General features: G+C 69.2%; 20 protein-coding genes. 11 read left to right on the top strand and 9 right to left on the bottom strand.

Annotation, left to right across the window (positions count from 1 at the left end; genetic code table 11):
* Positions 1 to 53 precede the first annotated feature (53 nt).
* Together BBK82_RS00375 and BBK82_RS00370 are read right to left on the bottom strand one after the other, a co-directional pair.
* Positions 54 to 680, bottom strand: coding sequence for an NPCBM/NEW2 domain-containing protein (locus BBK82_RS00375; RefSeq protein ID WP_170067852.1), 627 nt, complete (start codon positions 678 to 680; stop codon positions 54 to 56).
* A gap of 94 nt (positions 681 to 774) precedes the next feature.
* The gene (locus BBK82_RS00370) at positions 775 to 2757 is read right to left on the bottom strand and encodes an ATP-binding cassette domain-containing protein (protein ID WP_065913181.1); all 1983 of its coding nucleotides are present in this window, start codon (positions 2755 to 2757) and stop codon (positions 775 to 777) included.
* A gap of 638 nt (positions 2758 to 3395) precedes the next feature.
* Here BBK82_RS00370 and BBK82_RS00365 point away from each other — a divergent pair.
* The 4 genes from BBK82_RS00365 (at position 3396) to BBK82_RS00350 (ending at position 6900) form a co-directional block, all read left to right on the top strand.
* Positions 3396 to 4052, top strand: coding sequence for a vWA domain-containing protein (locus BBK82_RS00365; RefSeq protein ID WP_154696964.1), 657 nt, complete (start codon positions 3396 to 3398; stop codon positions 4050 to 4052).
* A gap of 68 nt (positions 4053 to 4120) precedes the next feature.
* The gene (locus tag BBK82_RS00360) at positions 4121 to 4999 is read left to right on the top strand and encodes a protein phosphatase 2C domain-containing protein (RefSeq protein ID WP_170067851.1); all 879 of its coding nucleotides are present in this window, start codon (positions 4121 to 4123) and stop codon (positions 4997 to 4999) included.
* A 13-nt stretch (positions 5000 to 5012) separates the two neighbouring features.
* Positions 5013 to 6161: a hypothetical protein gene (locus tag BBK82_RS00355; RefSeq protein ID WP_065913178.1), complete on the top strand. Its 1149-nt coding sequence runs from the start codon at positions 5013 to 5015 to the stop codon at positions 6159 to 6161.
* Positions 6162 to 6345: 184 nt separating this feature from the next.
* A complete protein-coding gene (locus BBK82_RS00350) occupies positions 6346 to 6900 on the top strand; it encodes an EF-hand domain-containing protein (RefSeq protein WP_065913177.1) in 555 nt (184 codons plus the stop codon).
* Between the two features lie 45 nt (positions 6901 to 6945).
* On the opposite strand, the gene BBK82_RS55575 is transcribed toward BBK82_RS00350, so the two are convergent.
* The gene (locus BBK82_RS55575; protein ID WP_250637377.1) at positions 6946 to 7434 is read right to left on the bottom strand and encodes a tannase/feruloyl esterase family alpha/beta hydrolase; all 489 of its coding nucleotides are present in this window, start codon (positions 7432 to 7434) and stop codon (positions 6946 to 6948) included.
* Positions 7329 to 8495 carry a tannase/feruloyl esterase family alpha/beta hydrolase gene (locus BBK82_RS55570; RefSeq protein ID WP_250637376.1) on the bottom strand — a complete coding sequence of 389 codons (1167 nt, stop codon included), beginning with the start codon at positions 8493 to 8495 and terminating at the stop codon, positions 7329 to 7331. Before BBK82_RS55570 ends, BBK82_RS55575 begins: the two co-directional genes overlap by 106 nt.
* Positions 8496 to 8612: 117 nt before the next feature.
* Between BBK82_RS55570 and BBK82_RS00340 the strand changes: the two genes are divergently transcribed.
* Entirely contained in the window at positions 8613 to 10106 is a 1494-nt protein-coding gene (locus BBK82_RS00340) for a serine/threonine-protein kinase (protein WP_065913176.1), read from the top strand.
* Positions 10107 to 10169: 63 nt separating this feature from the next.
* Positions 10170 to 10637: a cupin domain-containing protein gene (locus BBK82_RS00335; protein WP_065913175.1), complete on the top strand. Its 468-nt coding sequence runs from the start codon at positions 10170 to 10172 to the stop codon at positions 10635 to 10637.
* Positions 10638 to 10688: 51 nt separating this feature from the next.
* Here BBK82_RS00335 and BBK82_RS00330 read toward each other — a convergent pair whose 3' ends face one another.
* Positions 10689 to 10883: a ferredoxin gene (locus tag BBK82_RS00330; protein WP_065920715.1), complete on the bottom strand. Its 195-nt coding sequence runs from the start codon at positions 10881 to 10883 to the stop codon at positions 10689 to 10691.
* On the bottom strand, positions 10880 to 12094 hold the full coding sequence (locus BBK82_RS00325; protein ID WP_065913174.1) for a cytochrome P450: 1215 nt from the start codon (positions 12092 to 12094) through the stop codon (positions 10880 to 10882). Before BBK82_RS00325 ends, BBK82_RS00330 begins: the two co-directional genes overlap by 4 nt.
* 73 nt (positions 12095 to 12167) lie before the next feature.
* Here BBK82_RS00325 and BBK82_RS00320 point away from each other — a divergent pair, with 73 nt between their 5' ends.
* From BBK82_RS00320 to BBK82_RS00310, 3 genes are all read left to right on the top strand, one after another.
* On the top strand, positions 12168 to 12842 hold the full coding sequence (locus BBK82_RS00320) for a TetR/AcrR family transcriptional regulator (RefSeq protein ID WP_065913173.1): 675 nt from the start codon (positions 12168 to 12170) through the stop codon (positions 12840 to 12842).
* Between the two features lie 279 nt (positions 12843 to 13121).
* On the top strand, positions 13122 to 13358 hold the full coding sequence (locus BBK82_RS00315; protein WP_154696963.1) for a hypothetical protein: 237 nt from the start codon (positions 13122 to 13124) through the stop codon (positions 13356 to 13358).
* On the top strand, positions 13352 to 15049 hold the full coding sequence (locus BBK82_RS00310) for an HEXXH motif domain-containing protein (RefSeq protein WP_065913171.1): 1698 nt from the start codon (positions 13352 to 13354) through the stop codon (positions 15047 to 15049). Before BBK82_RS00315 ends, BBK82_RS00310 begins: the two co-directional genes overlap by 7 nt.
* A 4-nt stretch (positions 15050 to 15053) precedes the next feature.
* On the opposite strand, the gene fxsT is transcribed toward BBK82_RS00310, so the two are convergent.
* Genes fxsT through BBK82_RS00295 form a run of 3 tightly spaced genes read right to left on the bottom strand, consistent with a single transcriptional unit; the run spans position 15054 to position 22455 of the window.
* Positions 15054 to 19310, bottom strand: coding sequence for an FxSxx-COOH system tetratricopeptide repeat protein (gene fxsT, locus BBK82_RS00305; RefSeq protein ID WP_065913170.1), 4257 nt, complete (start codon positions 19308 to 19310; stop codon positions 15054 to 15056).
* Complete coding sequence (locus BBK82_RS00300) at positions 19307 to 20344, bottom strand: AAA family ATPase (protein ID WP_065913169.1); 1038 nt, start codon at positions 20342 to 20344, stop codon at positions 19307 to 19309. The genes fxsT and BBK82_RS00300 overlap by 4 nt, the downstream gene beginning before the upstream one ends.
* Positions 20341 to 22455 (bottom strand): VMAP-C domain-containing protein, encoded by a 2115-nt coding sequence (locus BBK82_RS00295; RefSeq protein WP_065913168.1) that lies wholly within the window; start codon positions 22453 to 22455, stop codon positions 20341 to 20343. Before BBK82_RS00295 ends, BBK82_RS00300 begins: the two co-directional genes overlap by 4 nt.
* A gap of 97 nt (positions 22456 to 22552) precedes the next feature.
* Here BBK82_RS00295 and BBK82_RS00290 point away from each other — a divergent pair, with 97 nt between their 5' ends.
* Together BBK82_RS00290 and BBK82_RS00285 are read left to right on the top strand one after the other, a co-directional pair.
* A complete protein-coding gene (locus BBK82_RS00290) occupies positions 22553 to 23236 on the top strand; it encodes a Crp/Fnr family transcriptional regulator (protein WP_083267706.1) in 684 nt (227 codons plus the stop codon).
* A 65-nt stretch (positions 23237 to 23301) separates the two neighbouring features.
* The gene (locus tag BBK82_RS00285) at positions 23302 to 23622 is read left to right on the top strand and encodes a hypothetical protein (RefSeq protein WP_065913167.1); all 321 of its coding nucleotides are present in this window, start codon (positions 23302 to 23304) and stop codon (positions 23620 to 23622) included.
* The last annotated feature ends 64 nt before the right edge of the window (positions 23623 to 23686 follow it).

Here is a 23686-nt window from a genome sequence, read left to right as displayed (position 1 = left end):
GGCCTGCAACGCCGTGTGGCTGCTCGACGCACCGAGCGGTGCACACCTCCGAGTCAACGGGAGAGGACCGGCGAGCCGAGTGCCGCGTCCGGCAGCACGCGCTCATCCCCGCTGGTGGCGTCCACTCCCGCCTGCAACGGCCCGACCAGCGGTGCCGGAGCGTAGATCCGGATCTTCAACCGCTGGACGCCTCTGACGTCCACGGAGACGTCCTGAGCCTTGCCCGCGCTCGCCACGACTGTCGTCACCTCGCCGTCCGCCTCGATCTCGAACTTCGTCGGCTCGTTCGCGCCGGTGCTCGCGATGCCCGCCTTCGCCTGGAAAAGCGTGTAAAGACCACCGAGCGACACCTCGTACGTCGCCGGTGACTTTCCGTCGCAGTACAGGGAGCAGTGGTAGTGCAGGCTGCTCGTGTACCGGACGCCGTCGATGTCGACGTCGGCGAAGTCGAGGTCGATGTTGTTGCTCCCGCTGACGAGCGGCAGTTCGGACAACAGCGCTCGCTGCTGCTTGGGCGCCATCGAGGTGGGCTGCGTGGTCGTCGTTGGTCCCGTGTTCGTCGGCAGCTGCGTAGCGACAGGAGCGGTCGTGCTGGTCGTGGCCGAGGTGGGTGCCTGCTCGGCGTTGTCGTCGTTGGTGTGCGAGGTGAGCCAGATGATGACTGCGATGACTGTTGGCACGCCGAGGAACCCGAGTATCTGGAGAACGTCGGCGGTACGACCGACACGGGTCCACAACGGCTCGTCACGGTGGCCCGTCGTGCGACGGTTCGCATCAACGTCGGACATCGTTCCGGACTCTTCTCAATGCGATCGGCGCGAGGGTGCAGAACAGCGTGCTCGCGAACAGCAGCACCACGAGCGGTACCAGCACGTGTTGCACGTCGTGGCGCCACATCAGATCGGTGTGCACGATCGCGGTGTTGGGCAGGTCCACAGCGGCCGCGAGAGCGCTGGTTGCCCAACGAGTGGGGAAGAAGTACGACAGCCAGTTGATCAACCGGCCGAAGCCGGACGACTCGCCGAGCGGCAACACGAGGCCGCACAGCACGACGGCTCCTCCTGAAAGCGCCGACATCATGCCGACGGCCTGCTCTGCCGTCGTCGACACGCAGCTGACCAGCACGCCCAGGCACATCGAGCACAGTGTGAGTCCCGCGAGCACCAGGCCGATCTCCACCGCGGCCGGCAACCCGGTAGCGGTGTCCTGCCGCAGATCGTTGCCGAGCCACAGGAACGTCGTGGTGACGGCCGCCTGCACGAGCGCCGGCACGCCGCGGCTGATCGCTCGGGAGAGCACGACGGCGGAGTCCGGTACGCCCCAGCGACTCTCCCTCCGGACCACCTCCTTGTCGTTCACGACCGATGTCAGTGACAGCGCCATCGAGAGCAGGGACAGGCAGATGGCCGTGACCGCGAGCGACATCGCCAGGTCCGTGTTCGGTTGCGCGGGCGAACCGACGAAGCCGCGGTCGTTGGTCCACGTCGCGAGTGCGGCCGCCACCACGGGACCCGCCAGGGCGAGGGTGGTGAACAGCCACCGGCGCAACCACATCCGGCGGAACTCACGTCGCAGGTTCACCACCAGCACGTGCCGCCACGGGTGGGTGCGGCCTCTCCTCGGCGGGTCGTGCGACGTGCCGGGCTGCGGGGGTGACTGCGTCGCCGGAGGCCGCGGGCCCGCAGCCGCTGTGTGCCCGTCCCGCAAGGCGTCCATGACATCCGCGGCGGAATCGGCGGCGAACGCGGTGAGCAGTCCACCGGGTGGTCCGGCGTAGCCGACTGTGGCCGGGGCCTCGGCTTCCGATGCCGCCGCGATGGCCAGCACCGCCGAAGCCTCCTCCAGGTGTGCCATCGTGTGCGTCACGATGACCACCGCGCAACCGTCGCGGGCGACCTGCGCGAGGTCCCGCATGAGCATGCGGTCGAAACCCTCGTCCAAACCCGAAGTCGGCTCGTCGAGCAACAGCAGCAGCGGGTCGTTCAACAGCTCCACGGCGACGCTGAGCCTGCGTCGCTGCCCACCGGACAGCTTGTGCACCGTCTGCTTCTGGAACGCCTGGAGGTGAAGCCTTTGCAGTACGGCGTGCACGCTTCTGGACAGCTCGGCGGTGGAGGTGTCGGCGGCGAGTCGCAGTCGCGCGGCGTGCCACATCGTCTGCTCGACCGTGAGCTCTTCGAGCAGTGACGACGTCTGGGGGACGAAGCTCACCAGCGCGGGGTTCAGCTGGTGCTCGCCACCGAGGGGCATCCCGTCGACCTCGGCCCAGCCGGACTCGACCACCGCCTCCCCGAGCAGTCCGGCGCACAGCGTCGACTTGCCGAGGCCCGACGGACCGACGACGGCGAGCATGCCGCCGGAGGGCAGTGCGGTGGACACGTCGTGGAGCGTTGGTTCGTCCTTGCCGTGGTGGCGGATGGTGAGCCCGGCGAGGGTGAGCGAAGGCGGCGTCGGCAAGGTCTCGTGGGCGAGGACGTGGTCGGGTAGCACGCGGAAGACGTGGTGGCCGACGAGGAAGAAGCCACCTGGCCGCACGGGGGCGTGCAGCACCGGTCTGCCGTCGACGAACGTTCCGGTACCCGCGTTGAGGTCACGAACGACGACGCCGGAGGTGCCACGGCGCACCGTTGTGTGGCGCAGAGCGACGTCGAGCCCGTCCACCTCGATCTCGGCGCCACCGCCTCGCCGGCCGATCGTGACCGGTTCGCCGCCGAGCTCGAAGCGTTGTGCCGACTGCTGTCGTGCCAGCGAGGGCACCGGTGTTCTCGACGTGGCCGGCCTGCGCGGCGGCGGTACCGGTTGGGCAGGTGGAGGCGGTGCAGGTCGCCGGGCTTGAGGCGGGGTGGGCGTCTCGCCGATTTCGACGGTCATGTGAAGGCGATGCCGGCCAACGCTCAACTCAGCTGTCACCACACCGGTTTCCGCGAGCGCCGCACTGACCATGCCGCTCGACCCGAGCGGCCGGACAGCCGTGCCGTCCACCTCGAGGTGGCTACCGCGCTCCAGCACGTACAAGCGCCAGCCTGCCGCGTACCGGAAACGCGCCCACCTGGCCGGTCCTGCGGAGACACGGATCTGTGCGTCCACTCCGCTGCCCAAAAGCGTTGCGACCTCGGGCGAAAGCCGGTGGCGGACGCCATCGACCACCACGACGAGCGGCGGAACCGGCGTCATCGCTACCTCCTGTCATCCCCCTGCACATCGCCGCAGACCAGGGAAACGCAACACCCGGAGGTGAATTCGCTTGGAGTGAAACGATCACCGCTCGTCGTGCGATCAACCGTCTGCTCACGCACCGAGGAGGCATCGTGGTCGGCTTCGACAGTTTCAACCGGGTAGAAGGTTCCATCCACAAGGTTTGGCCGTTCTACATCGTGTGTGACGTCTCGAGTTCCATGTGGAACGAGAAGCTGTGGCCGGACAAGGCGTCCTCGCCGCTGGCGGTGATGAACGACTCCCTCGGCCTGATGCTGGAGGTCTTGGCCGAGGACATCGAGGCGTCGGACATCGGCAGGGTCGCTGTGATCACGTTCGCCGACGACGCCGCCACCCACTACCCGCTCACACCGATCGCCGATCCCGGCCGGCTCGATCCGTTGCCGCGTGGTGAGTGGACGAACTACGTGAGCGCGTGGGAGCACCTGAACACCACCATCCGCGCCGACATCGACCAGATGGTGGCGCAGCGGTGCAGGCCGAAGCAGCCGGTGGTCTTCTTCATCACCGACGGCAACGCCGGGCACAGCAAGCACACCCAGACCGTCGCCGAGTGGTCGATGCCGAGGAACCGGCTCTGCTCGCCCGGATACGGGTTCCGGCCGCGGGTGGTGGCGCTCGGCATCGGGAACGTCGACCGGGCCACTGTGCGGGCGCTGCGGTCCGTCGACCCGCCTGGTGCCGCGTTCCTCGCGAACCCCGGTGAGCCGGCCAGCATCCTGCTGCAGGCGATCATCAAGGTCATCATCGTCTCGATCACGACGTCGACGGCACAGGGGTACTTCACGTTCCCCACCCCGGTTGGAATGACCCGTCTCGACGACAGTGCGGTGTGACGGTGGGCAAGGGAGAAGCGCGAGCCGGCAACGGTTTCGGTGGAATCTTCTCGTGGTTCGGTGGAAAGGTGGAAGGTCTGTGGAAGTTCACGCATGACGACAGTTCGACGGAGCAGGTTGCCGTCGAGATCGCGCCCGCGCCGCTCTCGTCGCTGGGAGCGGAGCGCGAAACCGTGCCCGACGTCGTGGGGCACCGCTGCGAGCTGGGGCCCCTGCAACTCAGCGCCGCGTCGCTGATCGGTCGAAGGCACCGGCGCAACGGCGAGGTGCGCGAGGACACCTATGCGTTCTCCGCGGGGGAGAGGTCCTGTGCGGTGGCGGTCGCGGATGGTGTGGGTTCCGCGGTGAACGCGCACATCGCCGCAGAGGTGGCCGCGTGGTGCGCTGTGGATGACATCGTGCACTGGGCGGACACCGGGACGTCCGAATGGAACGATCATTGCGTGGAGCTCGTGCACAGCACGAGCGAGGCGGTCCGGCAGGTCGAGGACACCAGGACGGATGCCACCACATCCGTTGTCAAGAACAACCCGCCGGCGACGACGCTCGCAGCAGCAGCACTGCGCGTGGCAGATGAAGTGACCGTTTTGAGCTGGTTGACCTACGGCGACAGTGCGGTGCTGCTGCTGTCGCTGGCTGACGGGCAGTGGACGTGGTTGTCGGGACGCCCGCAGGAGTTGCGCACGTCCGTCACTCCAGCGCTTCCGGGCTCACCTGATGCGAGCAGTTGCGGCGAGGTCGCGCTGCAGCCTGACGACGTGCTCGTGCTGGTGACGGACGGGGTGTCCGAGGCCGTGGAGGCGATGCCGGACGAGTTCGCAGCGGCGATCGTCGTCGCGGTGCGGGAGGAGGACATGTCGGCGGCGAAGTTCGCGACGTTGCTGGACTTCGACATCCGCGGCATGGGTGACGACCGCACGATCCTCGTTGTCCGCCGGACGAGGTAGCTGGACCGATGAGATGAACGATCCCATCCAGGTGCGGCACGCGAGCCTGCGGACGTTGTCCGGCGGGAACTTCACTGCGGGCGGTCAGAGCACCGATGTGACCTGGGTACGTGCGGCATCAGGCGAAGTGCTGCTGTACAAGCGGTACGTGCCTGACACCGCGCGCCGGGCATCGGCTGACCAGCTGACGAAGATGGCCGAGTGGCGCAGGTCCCTCGGCCTCGCGGACCGGGCGTTCCTCGACGAGCGGACGGCGTGGATCAGGAATGTCGTCGTGGACGGCCGGCAGGCGAGGGGTGTTCTGCTGCCTCCCGCACCGGATGCGTTCTGGCGTCTGGACAACGGCGCGTCCGTTCCGCGTGACCTGACCGGTCTCACGCTCAACGCGCAGCGTGCGAAGCACCGTGCCCGTGACTACGTGAGCGTGCCGCAGACGATCGCCAGGCTGGGGCACCTCCTGAGCACGTTGTCGTTCCTGCACCGCAATGAGGTTGTCGTCGGAGACCACCGCATGCAGAACACGCTGGTGAGCGGGGTCCTCCTGCCTCCTGCGGCATACCTGATCGACTGCGACGCGATGCTGTTGCGCGGTGTGAACGCCCTTCCTCTGGCTGAAGCGCAGACCATGCGTCCTGACCACCTCGAAGCCTGGCCGTCCGTGCCGGACGAGCGCACCGACTGCTTCAAGTTCGCCTCCATGGCTGTCGCGTGCATCGGCAAGCACGCCGGGCTGGAGGCCGTCGTCGGTGATGTGCGGCGTCACCTCACCGAAGGCCATGCCGAGGTGCTCCACGAGTTCCTGGAGCTCGCGAACCGGCACGCTTCCGCGCGCTCCTTGCAGTCGATGGCCGAAACATGGCGGCGCTACGTCACGGACACGGGCAAGGAGAGGACTCGCGGCAACGGCCAGTTGGCGTTCACTCCGTGGCTCGGTGCGCCGTCATGTGTCCGCGAGAAGCCGGCGGTGAGTCCGGTGCACTCCTTCCCCGCCGTGGCTGTTGCCCCCGTCGCTGTTGCGCCGGTCCAGTCCGCCCCCGTTCGGTCCGCGACGAGCCGTCCGGCCCGCGGTGGCGCGTTCGCCTTCTGGTTCGTCGTCGTCCTGGTCGGTGTCGGTGTGTGCGTGATCGCCGCGGTGGTCCTGTACGGGTTGACAAAGCAGTGACCGCGGGTTGACGCAGCGCAGGAAGGCACTTCCTCGAGCTCGGCGTGCGCCGGGCAGGAACGGCTCGCTCGGTCGTTCTCGGCGTGCGGGAGGGGCCCATCGGAGCCCGAAGCGGCTGAACAACTCCACCCAGGTGGGCGACCTGCGTTGCGCGGAAGGGGTCGCGTGTCCACAGTGCGTGGACATGAAGCAGGTGTTGCAGCACAGGATCGACTCGACGTTCGCCCACTACGACGTCAACGGCAACGGGTTCATCGAGCTGGCCGACGTCTACGCGTTGGCGGAGAGGTTGTTGCGGGCGTTCGGGGAGCCAGCCGCCTCGGAGCGCGGGCGGGAGCTGGTGGAGGCCTACGACCGGTTCTGGGAGATGCTGGCCGCTCACTGCGACACCGATCGCGACGGGCAGGTCTCGCCGGAGGAGTACCGGGAGGCGATGGACACGATGTTCGTGACCGGTGGGCCGATCGAGGCGGACTTCCTGGAGGTCGTGCAGGAGCTGCTGGACATCGCGGACACCAACAGCGACGGGCGGGTGGACGCGCGGGAGTTCGCGGTGCTGCTCAAGGCGCGTGGGCTGGGCGATGAGGAGTGCGGGGTGGCGTTCGCGCACCTCGACACCGATGGCGACGGGGCGCTCAGCGTCGCGGAGTACGTCGCGGCGGTGCGGGACTACTACACGAACCCGGCCGAGGACACCCCTGGCAGCTGGCTCTACCCGGACGCGTTGCAGCGCACCTGAGCGAACGGTCAGGGGGCCCGGACCAGGCCCCCTGAACTCGGTTCGCTAGCGGGTGCAGCGGTAGCTCGACGCCACCTTCGGGTCGCCGTGGACGTACCGCGACACCTGCGGGTACGCGCCGAGGTTGCGCGTCGAGCCGTCGGGGGCCGCCGCGGCGAGCGTCGCGGGGGCCTTGCCGCGCTCGACCCAGTCGACGAGTGCGCCGAGCTGGTTCGTGGGCGCCGCACCGCCGCCACCGGCGCAGTGGTCGACACCGGGTGCGAGGAACAGGCGGTAGAAGTCGTTCACGTGCGCCGTCGTCCGTTCCACCTGCTCGCGGTACTTGAGCGTGCCGCCGGGCGGGATGAGCTGGTCGCTGGTGCCCACGAACGTCAGCAGCTTGCCGCCGGAGCGCCGGAACGCCGACAGGTCCGCGTCCGAGGTGCCGATCACGGAGTCGTACTCGCGCACCGACTGCCGGAACAGGTCGCGGAACTGCTGGTAGGTGAGCTTCGAGGTGTCGTAGCCGGGCTGCTTGAGCAGGAAGCTCTGCACCCACAGCGCCGCCACCGGGAACCCGGGACCGGAGGCACCCGGCAGCGTGCCGGCGAGCCAGACAGGTCGGCACCCTTGGGCAGACCGGGCCACAGGTTGCGGCCGCGTTCGTCGGCCGGGCCGTCCCAGATCTTGCGCATCACGTCGGCGTCGGCCTGGGTGACGGTCACCTCCTGGCCGTCGCACAGCACCTTCGTGCCGACCAGGCGCCGCGGGTCGTAGCCGCAGCGGTCCGGGCGGTCGATGATGTTGTTGCGCACGCCGTCGTTCGCGTCGCACGCCTCGATCGCGGCCGTGCGGAACGCGGTGAGCACGCAGTTGCTGACGATGTGACCGTCCTGGTACTGCACGGTCTGCGGCCACAGCGTCGCGACGGCGAACCGCGCCCAGTTGACGGCGGGTGCGTTGGCGAGGATGCCGTCGAAGTCGTCCGGGTGGCGCTGCGCCTCGGCGTAGCCCTGGCGGCCACCGGTCGAGCAGCCGTTCCAGTAGGAGTAGGTGACGGAACGCTGGTAGTGCTTGCGCACCACGGACTTCGCGACGACCGCCGACTCGTGCACCGAGCGGGAGGCGAAGTTGGTCAGCAGCGTCTGGTCGACCGCGCCGTTCTTGACGGCCCAGCCGGTGTTGAGCCCGTCGAGCACACCGGCGTCGGTCGACACGGCGGCGTAGCCGTCCTTCACGGCCTGCACCAGGGGCGCGCCGAAGTCACCGGCGGCGTACGCGCTGCCGCCGACGCCCTGCAGGCGCCCGGTCCACCCGGTGCCGGGCAACGCCACGACGACCTTCACGTGGTCGCTCCCGCTGTGCGTGAGCGTGACGGTGACCTCGCAGTACGCGGGGACGTCGTGGATCGGCGGTGGCGCGGACAGCGGCGTCTGCGGGAACGTGACGGTCCCGCCGGGCTTCGCGACGGCGTCCACGGACTCGACCTTCGCGCCGGCCGGCGCGGTGACCTGGACGGTCGTGCATTCGGTGGTGCTCGCTGCTGCCGACGGTGCAAGCGGCACCAGTGCGGACAGCAGCACGCTGGTGGCGAACAGCTTTGTCAGTCGTCTCACGTCGCGCCACGCTAAGTGCCCGTGTTCCTCCGTCGCGCCCGTCAGGCGACGCTGTCGGTGTCCGTCACCCGAGCCCCCGTCACCGGACCGGGTGATCGGCTTGCGAGACTTCCCGCCATGCGTGAGGTGGGCAACGGGCGCTACCGGCTGGTCCGCGAGCTCGGCAGGGGCGGCATGGGTGTCGTCTGGCTCGGCGAGGACACCGTGCTGGGCCGGGAGGTCGCGGTCAAGGAACTGCTGCTGCCCGGCAACGTCCCCGCCCGCGAACGCGCCGTCTACCAGGAACGCGTGCTGCGCGAGGCGAAGATCGCGAGCCGGCTGTCCGAGCCCGCCGTCGTCACCGTCTACGACCTCATCTCCGCCGGCGACGAGACGTTCATCGTGATGGAGCTGGTCAACGCCCCCACCCTGGACGAGTGCGTCGACCTCGACGGCCCGCTCGGCGCGAAGGCCGCCGCCACGCTGGCCGGCCAGCTGCTCAACGCCTTGGAGGCCGCCCACGAGCAGGGCGTCGTGCACCGGGACGTCAAGCCCGGCAACGTGATGGTGCCCGCCAGGGGCACCGCGAAGCTCACCGACTTCGGCATCGCGCAGTCGCTGGACGACCCGCGGCTGACCGCGACCGGCACGTTGATCGGCTCGCCCGCCTACATGTCACCCGAGCGCCTCGCCGACGGTGAAGCCTCACCCGCGTGGGACCTGTGGGCGTTGGGCGCCACGCTGTTCTACGCCGTCGAGGGGCGTGGCGCGTTCGACCGCCCGACCACCTCGGCGACGATCCTCGCGGTGATGAGCGAACGCCCGGTGCCCCGCGTCGGCGGCCCGCTCGGCGAGCTGGTCACCGGCCTGATGGACCCGGACCCGAGGCGCAGGCTCGGGGTCGCGCAGGCGCACCGGTTGATCGAACGCGTGCTGGGCGACGGGCTGCGCGACGCGACCCGTCCCATCACGCCGGTTCCGCCCGTCACGCCGGTTCCGCACCTCACCCCGGCCCCACCAGTCGAGGTACCACCGAAACGCCGCCGCCCGGTCGGCGTGATCCTGTCGGCGACCCTGACCCCGCTGTTCATCATCGGCGCGTTCGTCCTGCTCTACTTCACGGTCTTCAAGCCGCTGCTCGACAACGCGGGCCTCGGCCTCGGCGACGGCCCCGCCAGCACCCCGGCGATGCAACCGGTGCTCACCGTGGGCGTGGACGGCGACATCAAGGACGACGGCCTGGGGGCGTTCAAGAAGGACTGCCTCACCTGGACCCCGGCCAAGGACGCCCCGCCGATCAAGCCGCAGGACCGCGGCGGCTGCTACAAGGAGCACGCCACCGAGGTCCTCGACACGGTCGTCGCCAACTCCGAGATCCAGCAGGACGTGCCCTACCCCGGCGTCGAGGAGCTGACGAAGATCGGCGGCACCGTCTGCACCCGCACGTTCCTGTCGGACAAGGTGGGCGGGCAGGACAAGGAGAAGACGCTCAGGTACTGGGTCGTCATCCCGACCGCGGAGTCGTGGAAGGTGAAGACCGAGAACGGCTACCGGCACTCGAGCCGCGTCATCCACTGCTTCGTGGGCAAGGCGGACGGGACGCCGCTGACCGAGCCGCTGATGAAGCAGTAGCTGTCACATCCGGCGCCGCTGCCGTGTCATACCGGGAGAAGCCCACGAGAGGACAGTTGCGGCATGTCTTACCCAGAGCAGGTCTACTTCGGTGAGGGCGGCGAGGTCAACGCCACCTTCCGCCCCGCGAGCACCCCGATCGACACCGGCACGCCCGACGGTGGCGTCCACTACCTCGCGACCACCGAGACCACCCGCGGCGAGTTCGGCCTGTACCGGGTGGTGATGAAGCCCCGCGCGGGCGGCCCGGCGACCCACTTCCACCGCACGATCTCGGAGTCGTTCTTCATCCTCAACGGCGTCGTGCGCCTCTACAACGGCGACAAGTGGGTCGACGCGCGCGCGGGCGACTTCCTGCACGTCCCGCAGGGCGGCCTGCACGCGTTCCGCAACGACTCCGACGAGAAGGCCGAGCTGTTGCTGCTCTTCACCCCCGGCGCCCGTGAGGAGTACTTCGAACGGGTGGGCAAGGTGGCGGCGGACGAGCTGCAGGCGTTCCGGGACAAGCACGACTCGTACTTCATCGACTGAGGTGGCGCAGTGCGTCGACCGCACTGCGCCGGCCGCACTGCACCACAGCTTTCAGTCCTCCACGGAGATCGCGGCCGCCGGGCACACGGCGGCCGCGTGCCGCACGTCCGTGCCCCGGTCATCGGACGGGCTGGGGTTCAGCAGGTCCACCAACCCGTCCTCGTCCCGCTGGTCGAACACGTCATCGGCCGCCAGCACGCACTGCCCGGCCCCGACGCACTTCTCCTGGTCCACGGTCACCTTCACGCCGACCTCCACGTCACCGGCAGCTCCGACACCCCACCGGTGAGCGTCTCGCGGACCTCCAGCTCGGACACGTCCTTGGCCAGCCGCATCTCCGGCAGCCGCCGGGCCAGCGCCTCGAACACCACCCGCAGCTCGGTCCGCGCCAGCGACGCGCCGATGCAGAAGTGGGCGCCGTGGCCGAACCCGAGGTGTGTCCTCTCCGGACGGTCGGGGTCGAACGCCTCCGCCTCGGAGTAGACGTCCACGTCCCGGTTCGCCGCGTTGATCGACAGGATCAGCGCGTCGCCGCGGGCGATCGTCACGCCGGCGATGTCGACGTCCTCGCGGGCGTAGCGCAGCAGGCCGAGGTCGCCGGGTGCGCCGAGACGCATGATCTCCTCGACCACCGCGTCGACGTGGCCCTGCGGGTCGGCGACCAGCCTGTCCCAGTGCTCGCGGTTCGTCATCAGGAACAGCACGCCGAGCCCGATCCGGTTGACCGTGGTCTCGTGGCCCGCGAACAGCAGGCCGACGCACAGCCGGACCATCTGCTCGTAGTCGAACGCCGAGTCGGCGCCCTGCGCGCGGACCAGGTCGGAGATCACGTCCTCGCCGAGGTCGGGCCGCTTGGTCTCGATCAGGCCGACCATGTAGCGGAAGAACTCCTCCCGCGCCTGGTGCGCCTCCTCGCCGATCGCCGTGCCCGCCATGCGTTCGGACAGCGCCGCGAAGAGCTCGCGGTCGGCCTCGGGCACGCCGAGCAGGCGGCAGATCATGGCCACCGGCAACGGGAACGCGAGCCCGTGGTGCAGGTCCACGACACCGGCGGTCTCGTGTTCGGCGACCAGCGCGTCGAGGTAGCCCTCGGTCAACTGTCCCATGTGGTCGGACAGCATCCGCATCCGCTTGGCGGAGAAGGCGGGCGTGAGCAGCCGGCGCATGCGCGCGTGGTCGGCCTCCTCGGTCTCGTACTCACCGGTGGGGCCGTCCTGCACCGCCGCGGTCGAGATGCGCGCGGCCTGGTCGGGGTTCGGGTGGGAGCGGCCGAAGCGCTTGTCGCCGAGCAGGAGGCGCACCTCCTCGAACCGGGTCACGAGCCACGCCGGGTCGCCCGCCGGTGTGGTGACCGGGGCGATCGGGGCCTCCCTGCGGAGCAGGGCGTAGAGCGGGGCCAGTTCGAGCACGTTCGGCCTGGGCAGAGGCAGCTGAAGGCGTTCGGGAGCAATGCTCATGACCCCGACCGTACCGTTTGTTGGCAGCCCCTGCCATTAATCCCACGACCAGGTGACGTGCTTAAATCGGCCGATGACGGACGTTGTGGCAGAAACCGGGGCACCCCGCAGGGGTCGGCCACCGGTCAGCGACGAGCAACGTCAGCGGCAGCGCCTCGACATCTCCCGCCACGCCGTGCGCCTCTTCGCCGAACAGGGCGTGGCCGCGACCTCCGGCGACCAGATCGCCCAGGCGGCCGGCGTCTCCGAACGCACCTTCTGGCGCCACTTCCCGCACAAGGAGAGCAGCGTCGAACCGCTCCTCACCCGCAGCGTCGACGCCTTCTGCGCGGTCCTGCGCGCCTGGCCACCCGAGCTCGACCTGATCGACCACCTCCGCGCCGCCTACCAGCCGGTGCTCGACGCCGGCTCCGACGAGGACGTCGAGGCGGTCCTGGCGGTCGTCAGGCTGACCCACCACGAACCGGGCCTGCGCGCCGCCTACCTCATGCTGCGCGAACGCGACGAGGACGCGCTGGCCGAGGTGCTCGCCCACCGGATGGACCTGCCACCCGGCTCGATCGACGTCCGGGTGCAGGCCGCGGCCATGAGCGCGGTGCTCAAGGCGGCCACCGACGACGTCGCGGACGCCACGGCCGGCGGCATCACCTCCGAGGCGCTCGACGGCCACAAGGAGCACCTCGCACACGCGCTCAGCCTTGTGCTGCGCGGCCTGACAGAAGCCGGGTCGCTGATCCGCGACAGGTGACCCGGCACTCCACAAAGGACGCTCGCGGCGGCTGCGGCCGGAAAGTCCGCAACTCACCACCTCGCCACGCCGACATTGCCCCACGACGGGGAATCGGTGTCCACATGTTGTCAACTTTCGCGGCGCACCAAGGTTTTGATGTCCGCACGTGAGCGTTTTCGCGGGAATGGCGCAGATGGAGCAGTACGCAAGTACGCGAAAGGATCTCCCATATCCCATGTCAATTGGGCATGATGCAAGTGACGTCGGTGTCACCGTCGGTAGTCGGGGAGGAAACCCATGGCAGACGCTGCAGAGGTGAACTGCGAACTCGTCGACCTGACAGGCATTTCCCTCGACGATCTCCGGCACACGACCGACGAGTCGGTCGCGGCCTCGGTGCGCACGGTGCTGCGCGACGTGTCCGACCCGCTGCACCGCACGGCACGGATGAACAGCTCGGGCTCCGACTGCAGCGGAAGCGTTCTGCCTGACCGGGTCGACGAGCGGGGACCGGTGCCGCTGATCACGTGCTGAACCCCCACCGGCTGTCGTTGCGCTCGGTCGACCGGCTCGCGTGGGGCGGTGGCGACGACGAGCTCCTGGCCCTGTTGAGCGACGGCCAGTTCAGCGCCCGGCTGGTCGGTTTGCGCGCGCTGCTGGAACAGATCTCCGACCGGTCGTTCCCGCTGGGCGTCGACGACGCGTGGGACCTGCTCGTGGTGGCGCAGCGGAAGTCCCCGGAGCTCGTGCGGGAGGTGTTGTTGCTGCCCCAGGTCGGTGTGTGGCTCGCCGATCTGCTCAGGAGGCTGCACGGCACGATGGAGTCGGCCGAACCCCTGTGGGTGGGCGTCGGCTATCTCAGGTGTGTGGCGGCCGCGGCGGCACATCGCTGCGGCATCGACTTCTCCCTGGCCGTCCCGGTGAGCCGGGGCCTCATCTCGTTGCCTTCGCTGGGCATCGCGACCTTGCCGGGAGTGCGGCCGTGGGACGTCGCCCGTGCGGACAACCTGGCCGGCCGGCTCGCGCTGTCGTGCGGTGGGCGCACGGTCGGGGTGCCCGAGGACGAGAACTGGTCTCCGGTGCGGCGGATCGGCAAGGGCGCCTTCACACCGTTGCTGGACGACGTCGAGCCGCACCGGGACTTCCGCGCCCAGGTCGAGCCGCACCGGCTGACCGACAGCGAGGTCGCCCGCTGGGACGGTGGCCTGTCCGAGGCGTGGGCGTTGCTGGGCACCGAACACGCGAAGGCGCTCTCCGCGCTCGTGAGCACGATCGTGCCGGTCTCGCCGGTCAACGCCAGGCCCTACAGCGGATCGTCGGCCGACGCCCACGGCGCGGTGCTCATGTCGGAGCCACCGGACTCGGCCGCGTTCGCCGAAGCGCTCGCGCACGAGGTCCAGCACACGAAACTCGCCGCGCTCGCGACCATGGAACCGCTCTGCGCCGTCGGCGGAGCCGCTCGCTGCTACGCACCTTGGCGGGACGACCCACGTCCGGTGAGCGGCTTCTACCAGGGTGTGTTCGCGTTTCTCGGCGTTGTGGACTTCTGGCGAGAACGTCGTGAGGCCGACCCGTCGGACCGTGCCGACTTCGAGTTCGCCTACTGGTGCGGCCAGACCACGCACGCGGCGCGCTTCCTGCGCGAGTGCCGCGAGCTGACGCCCCTCGGCCGCAGGTTCGCCACCGTCATGGCGGCGAGGCTGGCGTCCTGGAGCCGCATCCGGGTCCGGGCGCCGGCACGGCACGAGGCGCGGCTCGCGGCACTGGACCACCGGGCCGTCTGGCGCGCCCGGCACCTCAGGCCGGACCCCGCCGCGATCAGACGGCTCGCGGACGCCTGGCTGGAGGGAAAACCGAGGGACGAACTGCCGCAGTCGGTGCTCGAACCGCGACCGGCTTCACCGCCGGCCCGCACGGAGCTGCGCCGGCTGTGGCTGCAGGCGCCCGCGGAGTTCGCGGACCGGGCGGTCACCGTCTCAGGGGCCACCGCGGCGGACCTGCTGCACGTGACCGGCGACCAGGCCGGCGCGGCACGGCTGTACGCGGCTGACGTCGTGGCACGGCCGGACGACGTGCCGGCGTGGATCGGCCTGGGGCTGGCGGATCCGGCGGCGCGAGCCCTGCTGACCGCACCGGAGGTCGTGGTGGCGGTGTACGCGGAGGTCCTGCGCCGCACCGGTGTCGTCCCCGACCCACGAGCGGTCGCCGCGTGGGCCGGGGAGTGAGCGTTCACCCCGTCGGCAGCGCCTCGAGGTCGCAGTCCGCACGGGTGCCGCTGGCGGCGGCGATGGTTGCGGGGTGGTTCTTGCCCAGCACGCGCTGGAACCTCTTGATCACGTCGATCTGCATCGACTCCGCGTCCGCCGTGCGGCCGAGACCGCGCAGGTCGAGCACGATGTTGGTCCGGCAGGCCAGCGTGGACGGGTGGTCCTCGCCCAGCGCGCGGTTCGAGCGTTCGAGCACCCTCTGGTTGAGGGCGTAGGACTTGTCGAACTCCTCGGACGCCGCGAAGTCGCTCGCCCGGTTCGTGGCGCACACGAGCGTGAACGGGTGGTCGTAGCCCAGAGCGTCCTGCATGGTGACGAACGCGTCCTCGTTCAGAGCTGACGCCTCCTCGACGTCACCCAGCAACCGCAGGGCCACCGCGAGGTTCGTCTTGGCGGCCAGCACGTAGGGGTGACCCTCGCCGAGCGTGTCGACGTAGGCCCGCACCACGCGCACCCCGAGGTCGCGCGACTCGGCGAGCGCTCCCGTCTGCCGCAGGTCGACCGCCAGGTTCATCGACGCCGCCAGCGATCCGGGGTAGGCCTCGCCGTACCGTTTCGTGTACCTCAGCAGCACCTCCTCGGAGAGGTGGAGGGCTCCGTTGTGGTCGCCGGCCTTGCGTCTCGTGACCGCCAGGTTCTTGATGGCGCGCAACGTGTCCGGGTGGTCGTCACCGAAGAGCCTGCGGTGCTTCGCGACCGCCGTTTCCAGCATGTCCCTGGCCTGGACGTACTCCCCGCACTCGCGGATGTCCAGGCAGAGGCTGTTCAAGGTCGCGAGGGTGAACCGGTGCTCATCGCCGAGCAGGCGTGCGCGGATCTCCCAGGTGGACTGGTCGATGTCCCTCGCGTCGGCGAACCGGCCGATGAGGCGCAACGCGATCCCGAGGTTCTCCGCCGCCGCGAGGGTCAGCCCGTCTTCCGCGCCGTAGACCACTTTCGCGGTCCGGTACGCACCATCGCTGAGTTGGAACGCTTTGGCGAACTCGCCCTGGGCACGCACGTCCTGGGCGACCATGTTCGCGAGGATCAGGGTGTTCTCGGATTCATCACCCAGATGTTCCTGCGCGACCGCGTACGCGCGTTCGTCGACCCGCAGGGCGTCCGCATAGCGGCCGAGTGCCCTCAGGCAGATACCGACTTGTTTGGCGGCGTTCAGCGTGTCGGGTTTATCCTCGCCGAACCTTTGCGCCCAATAGTCGAAAAGCTCTTGGGAGTAGTCCAAGCCCGCCTGGTCGTCACCCCATGCGGCGAGGAACACGGCGCTGTGCAAAGCCGTGCGGCGGACCCACGGATCCTCACACTCGTGCATCTTCGAGGCACGCACGTGGGGCAGCAGCTCGATGTACTTGGGCCAGTTCTTCTCGCTGCCCGGTCCGCGAGGGTCGTCGGTCGCAAGCAGGACGTGAGCGGCGTGACGCATTTGAGCGCGTTCCTGCGGTGTCATCCGGTCGAACAACGCCCCCTGGACCAGCCGGTGCAGAAGAATCGTGGACTTGCTCTGGTCGATCTGGGCCAGGCTGTACCTGTTGATCTGCCGCATTGCTTTCCCGAGCAACAACGGATCGCGCAACGCTTCACCGAGCTCGTTCGGCACCGGAATTCCCTGCAGCTCGATGAAAAGGCTTCTGCTGATCGGCTCGGGCGCGAAGAAAGAACAGACCTGGAGCAACTGCAGAGCTGCCGGGTTCTCCTCGCTGAGGCGGTCGAGCGACACGTTCCACGCGGCGGCGACCGGCACGTGGTAATCGAGCGGCAAACCGGCTTCGAGCAGCTCCGCACGTTTCTGCGCGAACAGCGCCAAGTACTCGTCGGCGTTCATGCCCGTCTCCCGCAGCCATGACGCGGCCTGCTCGATCGCCAGCGGGAGGTCTCCGAGCACGTCGGCGATCTGTTCGGCGTCGTCGTCCCCGAGGCCCTGGTTGCGGCGCTGTAGCAGCTGCCTGCTCTCCACTCGGCTGAACAGGTCGACCTGGACGGTCTGCGCCACGCTGGACCAGTGGGTGTTGCGTGAGGTCACCAAGATGTGTCCCGAACCGCCGGTGGGGAAGAATGGACGGACGTCCTCTGGGTTTTCGGCGTTGTCGAACACGAGCAGCCAGCGCCGGTAAGGATGACCGCGGCGCAAAGATTCGCGCACCGCCTCGATCACGGCGTTGACCGCACCGGTGTTGGGAATTCCCAGCTTCTCCGCCAGTGCGATGTACACCGATCGAATGTGCGTCGGGTCCTCTGACGGTATCCACCACACCACGTCATAATCGTCGGCGTGCAAATAAGCGTACTCAATGGCGACCTGTGACTTACCGATCCCGCCAAGACCGTAAAGTGCTTCGGGAACCACTGCGGTGAGGTTGTTGTCGCTGGAGGTCAAACGAGAATGCAGCGCGGCGAGCATCTCTGTTCGCCCGGTGAAGTTGAAGTTCCGCGGCGGCGCCGACCACGCCCTTGGAACGTCTTCCTGTCGGCTCAGGAACGTGGACGAGGGTTGGCGGTCGTGTAGCGTCAACGTCCCTCCCGGGCCAGCTGCACTTATTGGGGAAACTGATGGGGGCGGCTCGTCGTCGTTGGTGTGAGACACGGGCTGAATCGTCTCAGTGACCTGCGTCATGCCCTTAGAGTGGTGCTCATTCAGTTCACTTAGGACCGCCCTGATAGCGTTGGAGCGTTTGACATAGGGTCCGGACATGGCCCTGAAGATGATTTGTTGGAGGCGCAGGTAGGGGAGCGACTCCGGAGTGGGTTCGGAAATGTCCGCGTGTGGGTCGTCGAGTGCTTCCCTGAGGCCTCGGGCGGCTTCGGCATTCGGACCCAGGAAGTCGGCGACTGTGCGCAGGACTCGTGCCGTGTCGGCCCGTGAGCACGTCGCCAGCAGTTCCTGGCGCAGCCCGTCCCGGAACTCGTAGGTGCCGGGAAGGGACTCCTCGCGCTCGATCAGACCACTCAGCAGCACCTCGGCGAGGTGGGAGAGCTTGGTGTCCGGCAGCACGGTCTTGCGCACGACGGTCATCACCGGCAGGCGCAGTGGTACCGGGGCCGCCGCGAGCAGGCCGGCCAGCGAGAAAGCCGGTGGCGAGGCGAACGTGCGGAACCGGGTGACGCGCTCGGCCGGGCTGAGGTGGGGGAGCGGGTCGACCTCGAAACTGCTCTCCTTGGCACCGGGATCGGCGAAGAACGTCGTGAGGTGCACGGCAGGGCCCGCGGCGGTGACGAGCCGGGTCCAGTGCTCCAGCCAGTCCGGCCGCAGCTCCAGGACGGGCACCGGGACCGCCGTGTCGGGCGGGCGCTCGTCGGAGGGGTCGGTCAGGAGGTACCGGATGCGGCTGTTGGGGGCACCGGCGGCCGGCATGCGCAATTGCACGCGCGTGGTCGTGAGACCGGTCCAGCTCCACAGGTCCTGGGGCAACAGGTCGACGACGCTCACGTGCACCGAACGGCCCCAGTAGCCGAGGACCCGCTCGGCGGCGCCGGTGTGCCAGGCCCTGCCGACGCCATCGGTCATGACCAGGACCAGGCGGTGGCCGGTCGGGTCGAGCAGTTCCGCGGGGCTGCGGGTGGGGCCGTCCGGGCCACCACTGCGCAGCACCAGGTCGATCGCGTTCTCCACGTTGAAGTCGGCGAAGACGAGCCGCACGGTGTGGAAGGCGCCCTGGGTCTCGAGGACCGCGCGGAAGTCGGCGATCTCGCGCTGCCAGATGTCCAGTGACGCGGTGTCGATGACGAGCACGACCTCGAACGGGTGAACCATCGTCGGACGGAAGGCCGGCAACCACACTCCCGTCTCGGCGACTCGGACAGCGGTGGCCTCCTCGTCGAACTCCACCTCGCGGTCCGAGGGCACGAGCGTGGCCAACGGGCGCAATGCGCGGGAGATGGCGCGGGTCTGCGGCAGGTTCTCGGTGACCGGTGCCCTACCGGGTTCCGCCGGCGCGTTGGCGAAGTAGCGCAGCGGAGTGTCCTCTTGGGACCTCCGTCCGCGAGGGAGGTCCGGCGGCGGCGAGAACGACGTCTCCTGTCCGGTTGCCGTTGACGGGGAGAGCGACGTCTCCTGTCCCGTTCCCGGAGGTGGCAACAGCACCTCCGCCGCAGGGTGCCGGCTGAGCGGGGCCGCGGGAACGGCACCGGCTTCCGCCGCGTCCCTGCTCATACGCCACACGTGGCTGGCGAGCCACAGGGCGTCCGCCACGTCCCGCGCGGTGATGTCGCGCTCCGGGGGACTCATTCGAACCCCGTGGTCGAGAGCCGGTGCCAGAGGGCGTCGCGGAGTCGTTCCCACGACGCGCGGTCTTCGGTGAGCCCGCTGGAGGTGGCGGCCAGTTGGACGGTGTTCAGGAGCTGGTCGATGGCGAGGCCGCCCTCGGACTCGCTGCGGCGCAGGAACTTCCTGATGAGCTCGGCCGAGCCGTCCGAGGCGTTCCTGAAGTGCGCCGCCACCATGCTCGCGAGCTGGTCCTCGTTCGGCGGCTGCATCTCCAGCTGCAGCGTCCTGCGCAGGAACGCCGGGGGGAACTCGCGTTCCCTGTTGCTGGTGAAGACGATGAACGGGAAGGCGCGGCACCTCACGTGCCCTTCGGTGATCTCCGCGCTGCCGCCGGGGTCCGCCGTGTGCACCACGACCTTCGGCGTCCTGCGGGCGACGCGGGCCAGCTCGCGCACCAGGTACTCGCCGTCCTCGAGCACGGCGAGCAGGTCGTTCGGCAGGGACAGGTCCGCCTTGTCGATCTCGTCGATCACCAGCACGCGCGGCAGCTCGAAGGGCAGCAACGCGGTGCCCAACGGTCCCAAGTGGACGAAGTTGCCGATGTCGGTCGGCTCGTCGGTCACCCCGCTCGCCTTGGCGCTGTTGGCGTGCACGCGGCCGATGGCGTCGTACTCGTACAGCCCGTCCTGGCGGAGCTTGGAGCTGGAGGTGATCGGCCACGTGAGCACCGGCCCGAGCGCGAGCTCCCGCGCCACCCGGAACGCCAGCGACGTCTTGCCCGTGCCCGGGCCGCCGGTGACGAGCAACGGCCTGCGCAACAACAACGCCGCGTTGACCATGTCGATCTCGTGCCGGTCCGCCGGGTAGGAGGTGTCCGCGCCCGGTGTGCCTATCCGCCTGCTGTTGTCGTGGTCGTCACCGGTCGGCGTCGCGAGCACCGGACCGCCGCGGAACTCCCGCCACGGCGGCGGTTCCGGCAGCTCGGCACGCAGGTCCACGTCGGCGCGCGGTTGCCCGGTACCGGTGTAGATGTGCCAGTTCGCAGTGCGGCTCAAGGCGCCGTCACCTCCTGCGGCAGGGGTTCGACCTGTCGGTCCGGGTCGTCGAGCAGGACGCTGAGGTGCGCGCCGGGATGTGCGTCGCAGTCGTCGGAGTACAGGGCCTGACCGCGCAGCTTCTTCACGTTCTCCAGCAGCTTGCCGAGCCCGCCGTCGGCCAGCAGGTCGTCGACGGTGGTCTGGAACGCCTTGCCCGCGCAGTCCTCCCGGTGCCAGACGAGCACGGGCACGCCGGCGTTGAGCGCGATCGCGACCTCGAGCCTGCCGACGCTCTCGCCGGCCGCGGGCGGGTCGGCGAGCACGAGCAGCACGACGTCCTCGACGAGGGCGAGCTTGGCGGCCAGCTTCTGCAGGTGTCGTTCCCGCGGGCCGTCGAGCCTGCTGCGGTGCACCGCGTCGTCGATGGGGCTGTCGCCTGCCTGCAGGTGTGCCTGCAGGTTATTCCACCGCTGCTTCCACCGGCGGTGTTTCGCCTTGTCCCTGCCCCTCTCCAGGGAACGCAGCGACACCGGGTAGTTCAGCCCGATGGGCGTGGTCACCTCGTCCGAGGCGCAGAGCCACTGGTCGACCGGCAGGTTCAGCAGGTCCTTCGGGAGGATGAACTCGATGGAGATGGTGCCGGCGTTCTCCGCCCAGCCCTCTGCTCCGGCGACGAGCTCACCGGCGCGCACCCGCAGTTCGGCGAGGCTGCCGGCGTAGTCCCGGCCGCGCTGTGGTGACCAGGTGGTCGAGCTCGTCTGACGCCACTCGGACAGCAGGTACTGGTCGGGGAGCACGCCGTGCGGTTGCAGGCGCAGCACCAGCGACGCCTCGGCGGGGGCGACCGTGTCGGTGGCATCCGCGGAGATCGAACCGCGCAGGGCGAGCAGCTCGGTGTGCAGGCCCATCTCCCGGGCCTGGTCCTCGGAGAACTGCCAGAGCCGCTGGGAGAGGATGTCGCCGGCGTGCAGCGCGAGGTGCTCGAGCAGCGCCAGCGCCGGTGGCAGGCCGTCGGGCCGGGCGTTCATGCCCTCCAACCGGTGGAGGACGTCGATCGTGTCGTGCCTGCCGGGCGGGAGCGGGGTGGCCTGGCTGCCGGCGGCGGCGCGGTAGCACTCGGCGAGCTGGGGGAAGTCGGTGCCTTGCACCAGGTCGACGAGGGTGCGGCGGTCGTCCGCCTCGAACAGCTCAAGGGTGGCCATGTCGTGCACGAGAGTGCTGATCTGGTCCAGTTCCGGCGCGTCCGGCCGCAGCTCGCGCAAGGCTTTCAGAAGCGCACGGATGCCGTCGGGACGACGTCCGCAGGCGAGCACGATCGCGAACACGTGCCGCCGGGCGTCGGTGAACTCGACGACCTGCAGTCGCGGCTTCAGCGAGATGCTCAGCAGGTCGAGGCACAGCCGCCGGTCGTCCTGGCTCGCCAGCAGCGTCGTCCTGGCGATCATGTCGGCGAGCAGGACGAGCGACTCGCCGCTGCTCACGACGGCGTGCTCGGTGGTCTCCACCGGCGGCGGGGGAGTGGCTGCCGCGGGCGGCGTCCCGTGCATCGACTCCGGTGACAGCCGCATCCACGCCGCGGCCGTCGTTTCCTTCACCACGACCTCGATCTGCCTGTACGCCTGCGGTTCGGCCGCCGGGTCGTGCCGCAGCACGTGCCGGTAGAACTCCTCGGACACGACCACCGCGAGCAGGCTGGTCGACCCGGCCAGCGCCGTCTTGAGCGGAGGGGCGTCGAGCAACCGGAAGGTGTGGTTCACGCAGTCGCCGACCACACCCTTGTCGTTGATCACGACCTCGCCGAAGTGCAGCGCGATCCGCAGCCTGATGCGGGCTTCGGGCGTGACGGTGGCGTTGTAGCGCAGCAGGTTCGCACCCATCCGCCGTAGGAGGGAGTCGGTCAGCACCTGCTTGCGCACTTCCGGCGTGAACAGGAACAGCGCGCCGTCGCCCCTGTCCTCGACGTACCAGCTCTCCTCGGCGATGTTGCTCTCGTGGAACGCGGCGTGCAGCGCTTCGTACAACCCGTCCTGCACGACGCTCTTGTGGTGGTTCGTCCGACTCGGGTCGCTGAACTTCTCCACGTCCACGGCCAGGACCGCCCGTGGCTCGGCGCGTGGTGTCTGTTCCACGGGGGCTCCCAACCGGATAGGCAGCCCGCCCATTATCCGGACGTGACGAGCAAACTTCGCCATATCGGCTTCGATTTAGATCAATCGGGTCAATGGTATGACGTGCAGTTGCCGGAACTATGAAACTATGGGGATTGACCGATCTTTCTCGGGCATGCTCACCGTAGCCGATCGCACAGCGTTGCGGAGCGCGGCGACAAGAGTTGAATATGCGCCCGGATCGGTGATCTGCCACCAGGGAGATCCGTCGCGCAACGTGTTGGTCGTCTCTCACGGCCGAGTCAAGGTGAGCCGGTTCACCGCCACGGGCGAGGAGAACGTGCTCGCCGTCCGCGGGCCTGGCGAGATCATAGGCGAGCTCTCCGCCGTGGACGGCGGATGTCGCACCGCCTCGCTCGTGGCCGTGGATCGCGTGTGCGGCTTGGTGCTCACCGCTCAGGCGCTGGAGAAGCTGTGTCATGCGCGGCCTGCCGTCGCGTGGGCGCTGCTGCGGGTCGTGGTGTCGCGGCACCGTGCCACGAGCGACCAGCAGGACCTGCGCACCGGCCCGTCGCTGTACCGGGTCGGTGCGGTGCTGCTGAACCTGGCGCACCGGGAGGCGGACGACATGATCGCCACGGTGCCGCTCAGCCAACGTGAGCTCGCCGGCATTGTGGGAATGTCCCGCGAGACGCTCGTGCGGTGCTTGAAAGTTCTGCGCGAGGCGGGAATCATCCGGACCCGGCGCAACGGCGTGCAAATTCTGCGCGAGGAAGAATTGCGGTCGATGTGCGGCATCTGACGCAGACATGCCGGTACGACGGCGATTAGGTCGGTGACACCAGTTCACCGAGTTCAGGAGCCGTCATGAAGCGCCAGTCACTGCCCGATCCCGACTCCCGCACGCAGGTGCTGCGCGCCCGGCGCAAGCACACGGAGCAGGTGCTGCTCCTGATCGTGTACACGGTCGTGGAGCTGTGGGCCGTGGTCGCGGTCGTGGTGCTGCTCAAGGACGACGGCGTGCTCGCCGTCGCGGCGTCCGTGGTGCTGGCCGGGGTTCTGCTCGCGTTGTGGGACAACTGGCGGACGTTGCTGATGTTCGGGCGTGCTTTACGGGCGTGGCTGCCCGAGGAGTTGCCGGAGGGGGACCGCGAGCCGGTGCGGCAGTCGCACCTGGTGCGGCTGTGAAGCCTGGTGTGGCCGTGACGGGGGCGCGGCCACACCACCCGGAGCCGCGGTCCACGCCGGTCGT

The sequence above is a fragment of the Lentzea guizhouensis genome, from assembly GCF_001701025.1.
In the GTDB taxonomy this organism is placed as follows: domain Bacteria; phylum Actinomycetota; class Actinomycetes; order Mycobacteriales; family Pseudonocardiaceae; genus Lentzea; species Lentzea guizhouensis.
Note: the sequence above shows the minus strand (reverse complement) of the source record. Positions and strands in the feature narration are given on the sequence as shown.

Bases quoted from the DNA above. Each gene is read 5' to 3' on its own strand.
- fxsT (WP_065913170.1), bottom strand. From the start codon at position 19,310: ATGAGTCCCCCGGAGCGCGACATCACCGCGCGGGACGTGGCGGACGCC.
- BBK82_RS00320 (WP_065913173.1), top strand. From the start codon at position 12,168: ATGACGGACGTTGTGGCAGAAACCGGGGCACCCCGCAGGGGTCGGCCA.
- BBK82_RS00340 (WP_065913176.1), top strand. From the start codon at position 8,613: ATGCGTGAGGTGGGCAACGGGCGCTACCGGCTGGTCCGCGAGCTCGGC.
- BBK82_RS00350 (WP_065913177.1), top strand. From the start codon at position 6,346: ATGAAGCAGGTGTTGCAGCACAGGATCGACTCGACGTTCGCCCACTAC.
- BBK82_RS00355 (WP_065913178.1), top strand. From the start codon at position 5,013: ATGAACGATCCCATCCAGGTGCGGCACGCGAGCCTGCGGACGTTGTCC.
- BBK82_RS00315 (WP_154696963.1), top strand. From the start codon at position 13,122: ATGGCAGACGCTGCAGAGGTGAACTGCGAACTCGTCGACCTGACAGGC.
- BBK82_RS00365 (WP_154696964.1), top strand. From the start codon at position 3,396: ATGTGGAACGAGAAGCTGTGGCCGGACAAGGCGTCCTCGCCGCTGGCG.
- BBK82_RS00285 (WP_065913167.1), top strand. From the start codon at position 23,302: ATGAAGCGCCAGTCACTGCCCGATCCCGACTCCCGCACGCAGGTGCTG.
- BBK82_RS00290 (WP_083267706.1), top strand. From the start codon at position 22,553: ATGACGTGCAGTTGCCGGAACTATGAAACTATGGGGATTGACCGATCT.
- BBK82_RS00335 (WP_065913175.1), top strand. From the start codon at position 10,170: ATGTCTTACCCAGAGCAGGTCTACTTCGGTGAGGGCGGCGAGGTCAAC.
- BBK82_RS00325 (WP_065913174.1), bottom strand. From the start codon at position 12,094: ATGAGCATTGCTCCCGAACGCCTTCAGCTGCCTCTGCCCAGGCCGAAC.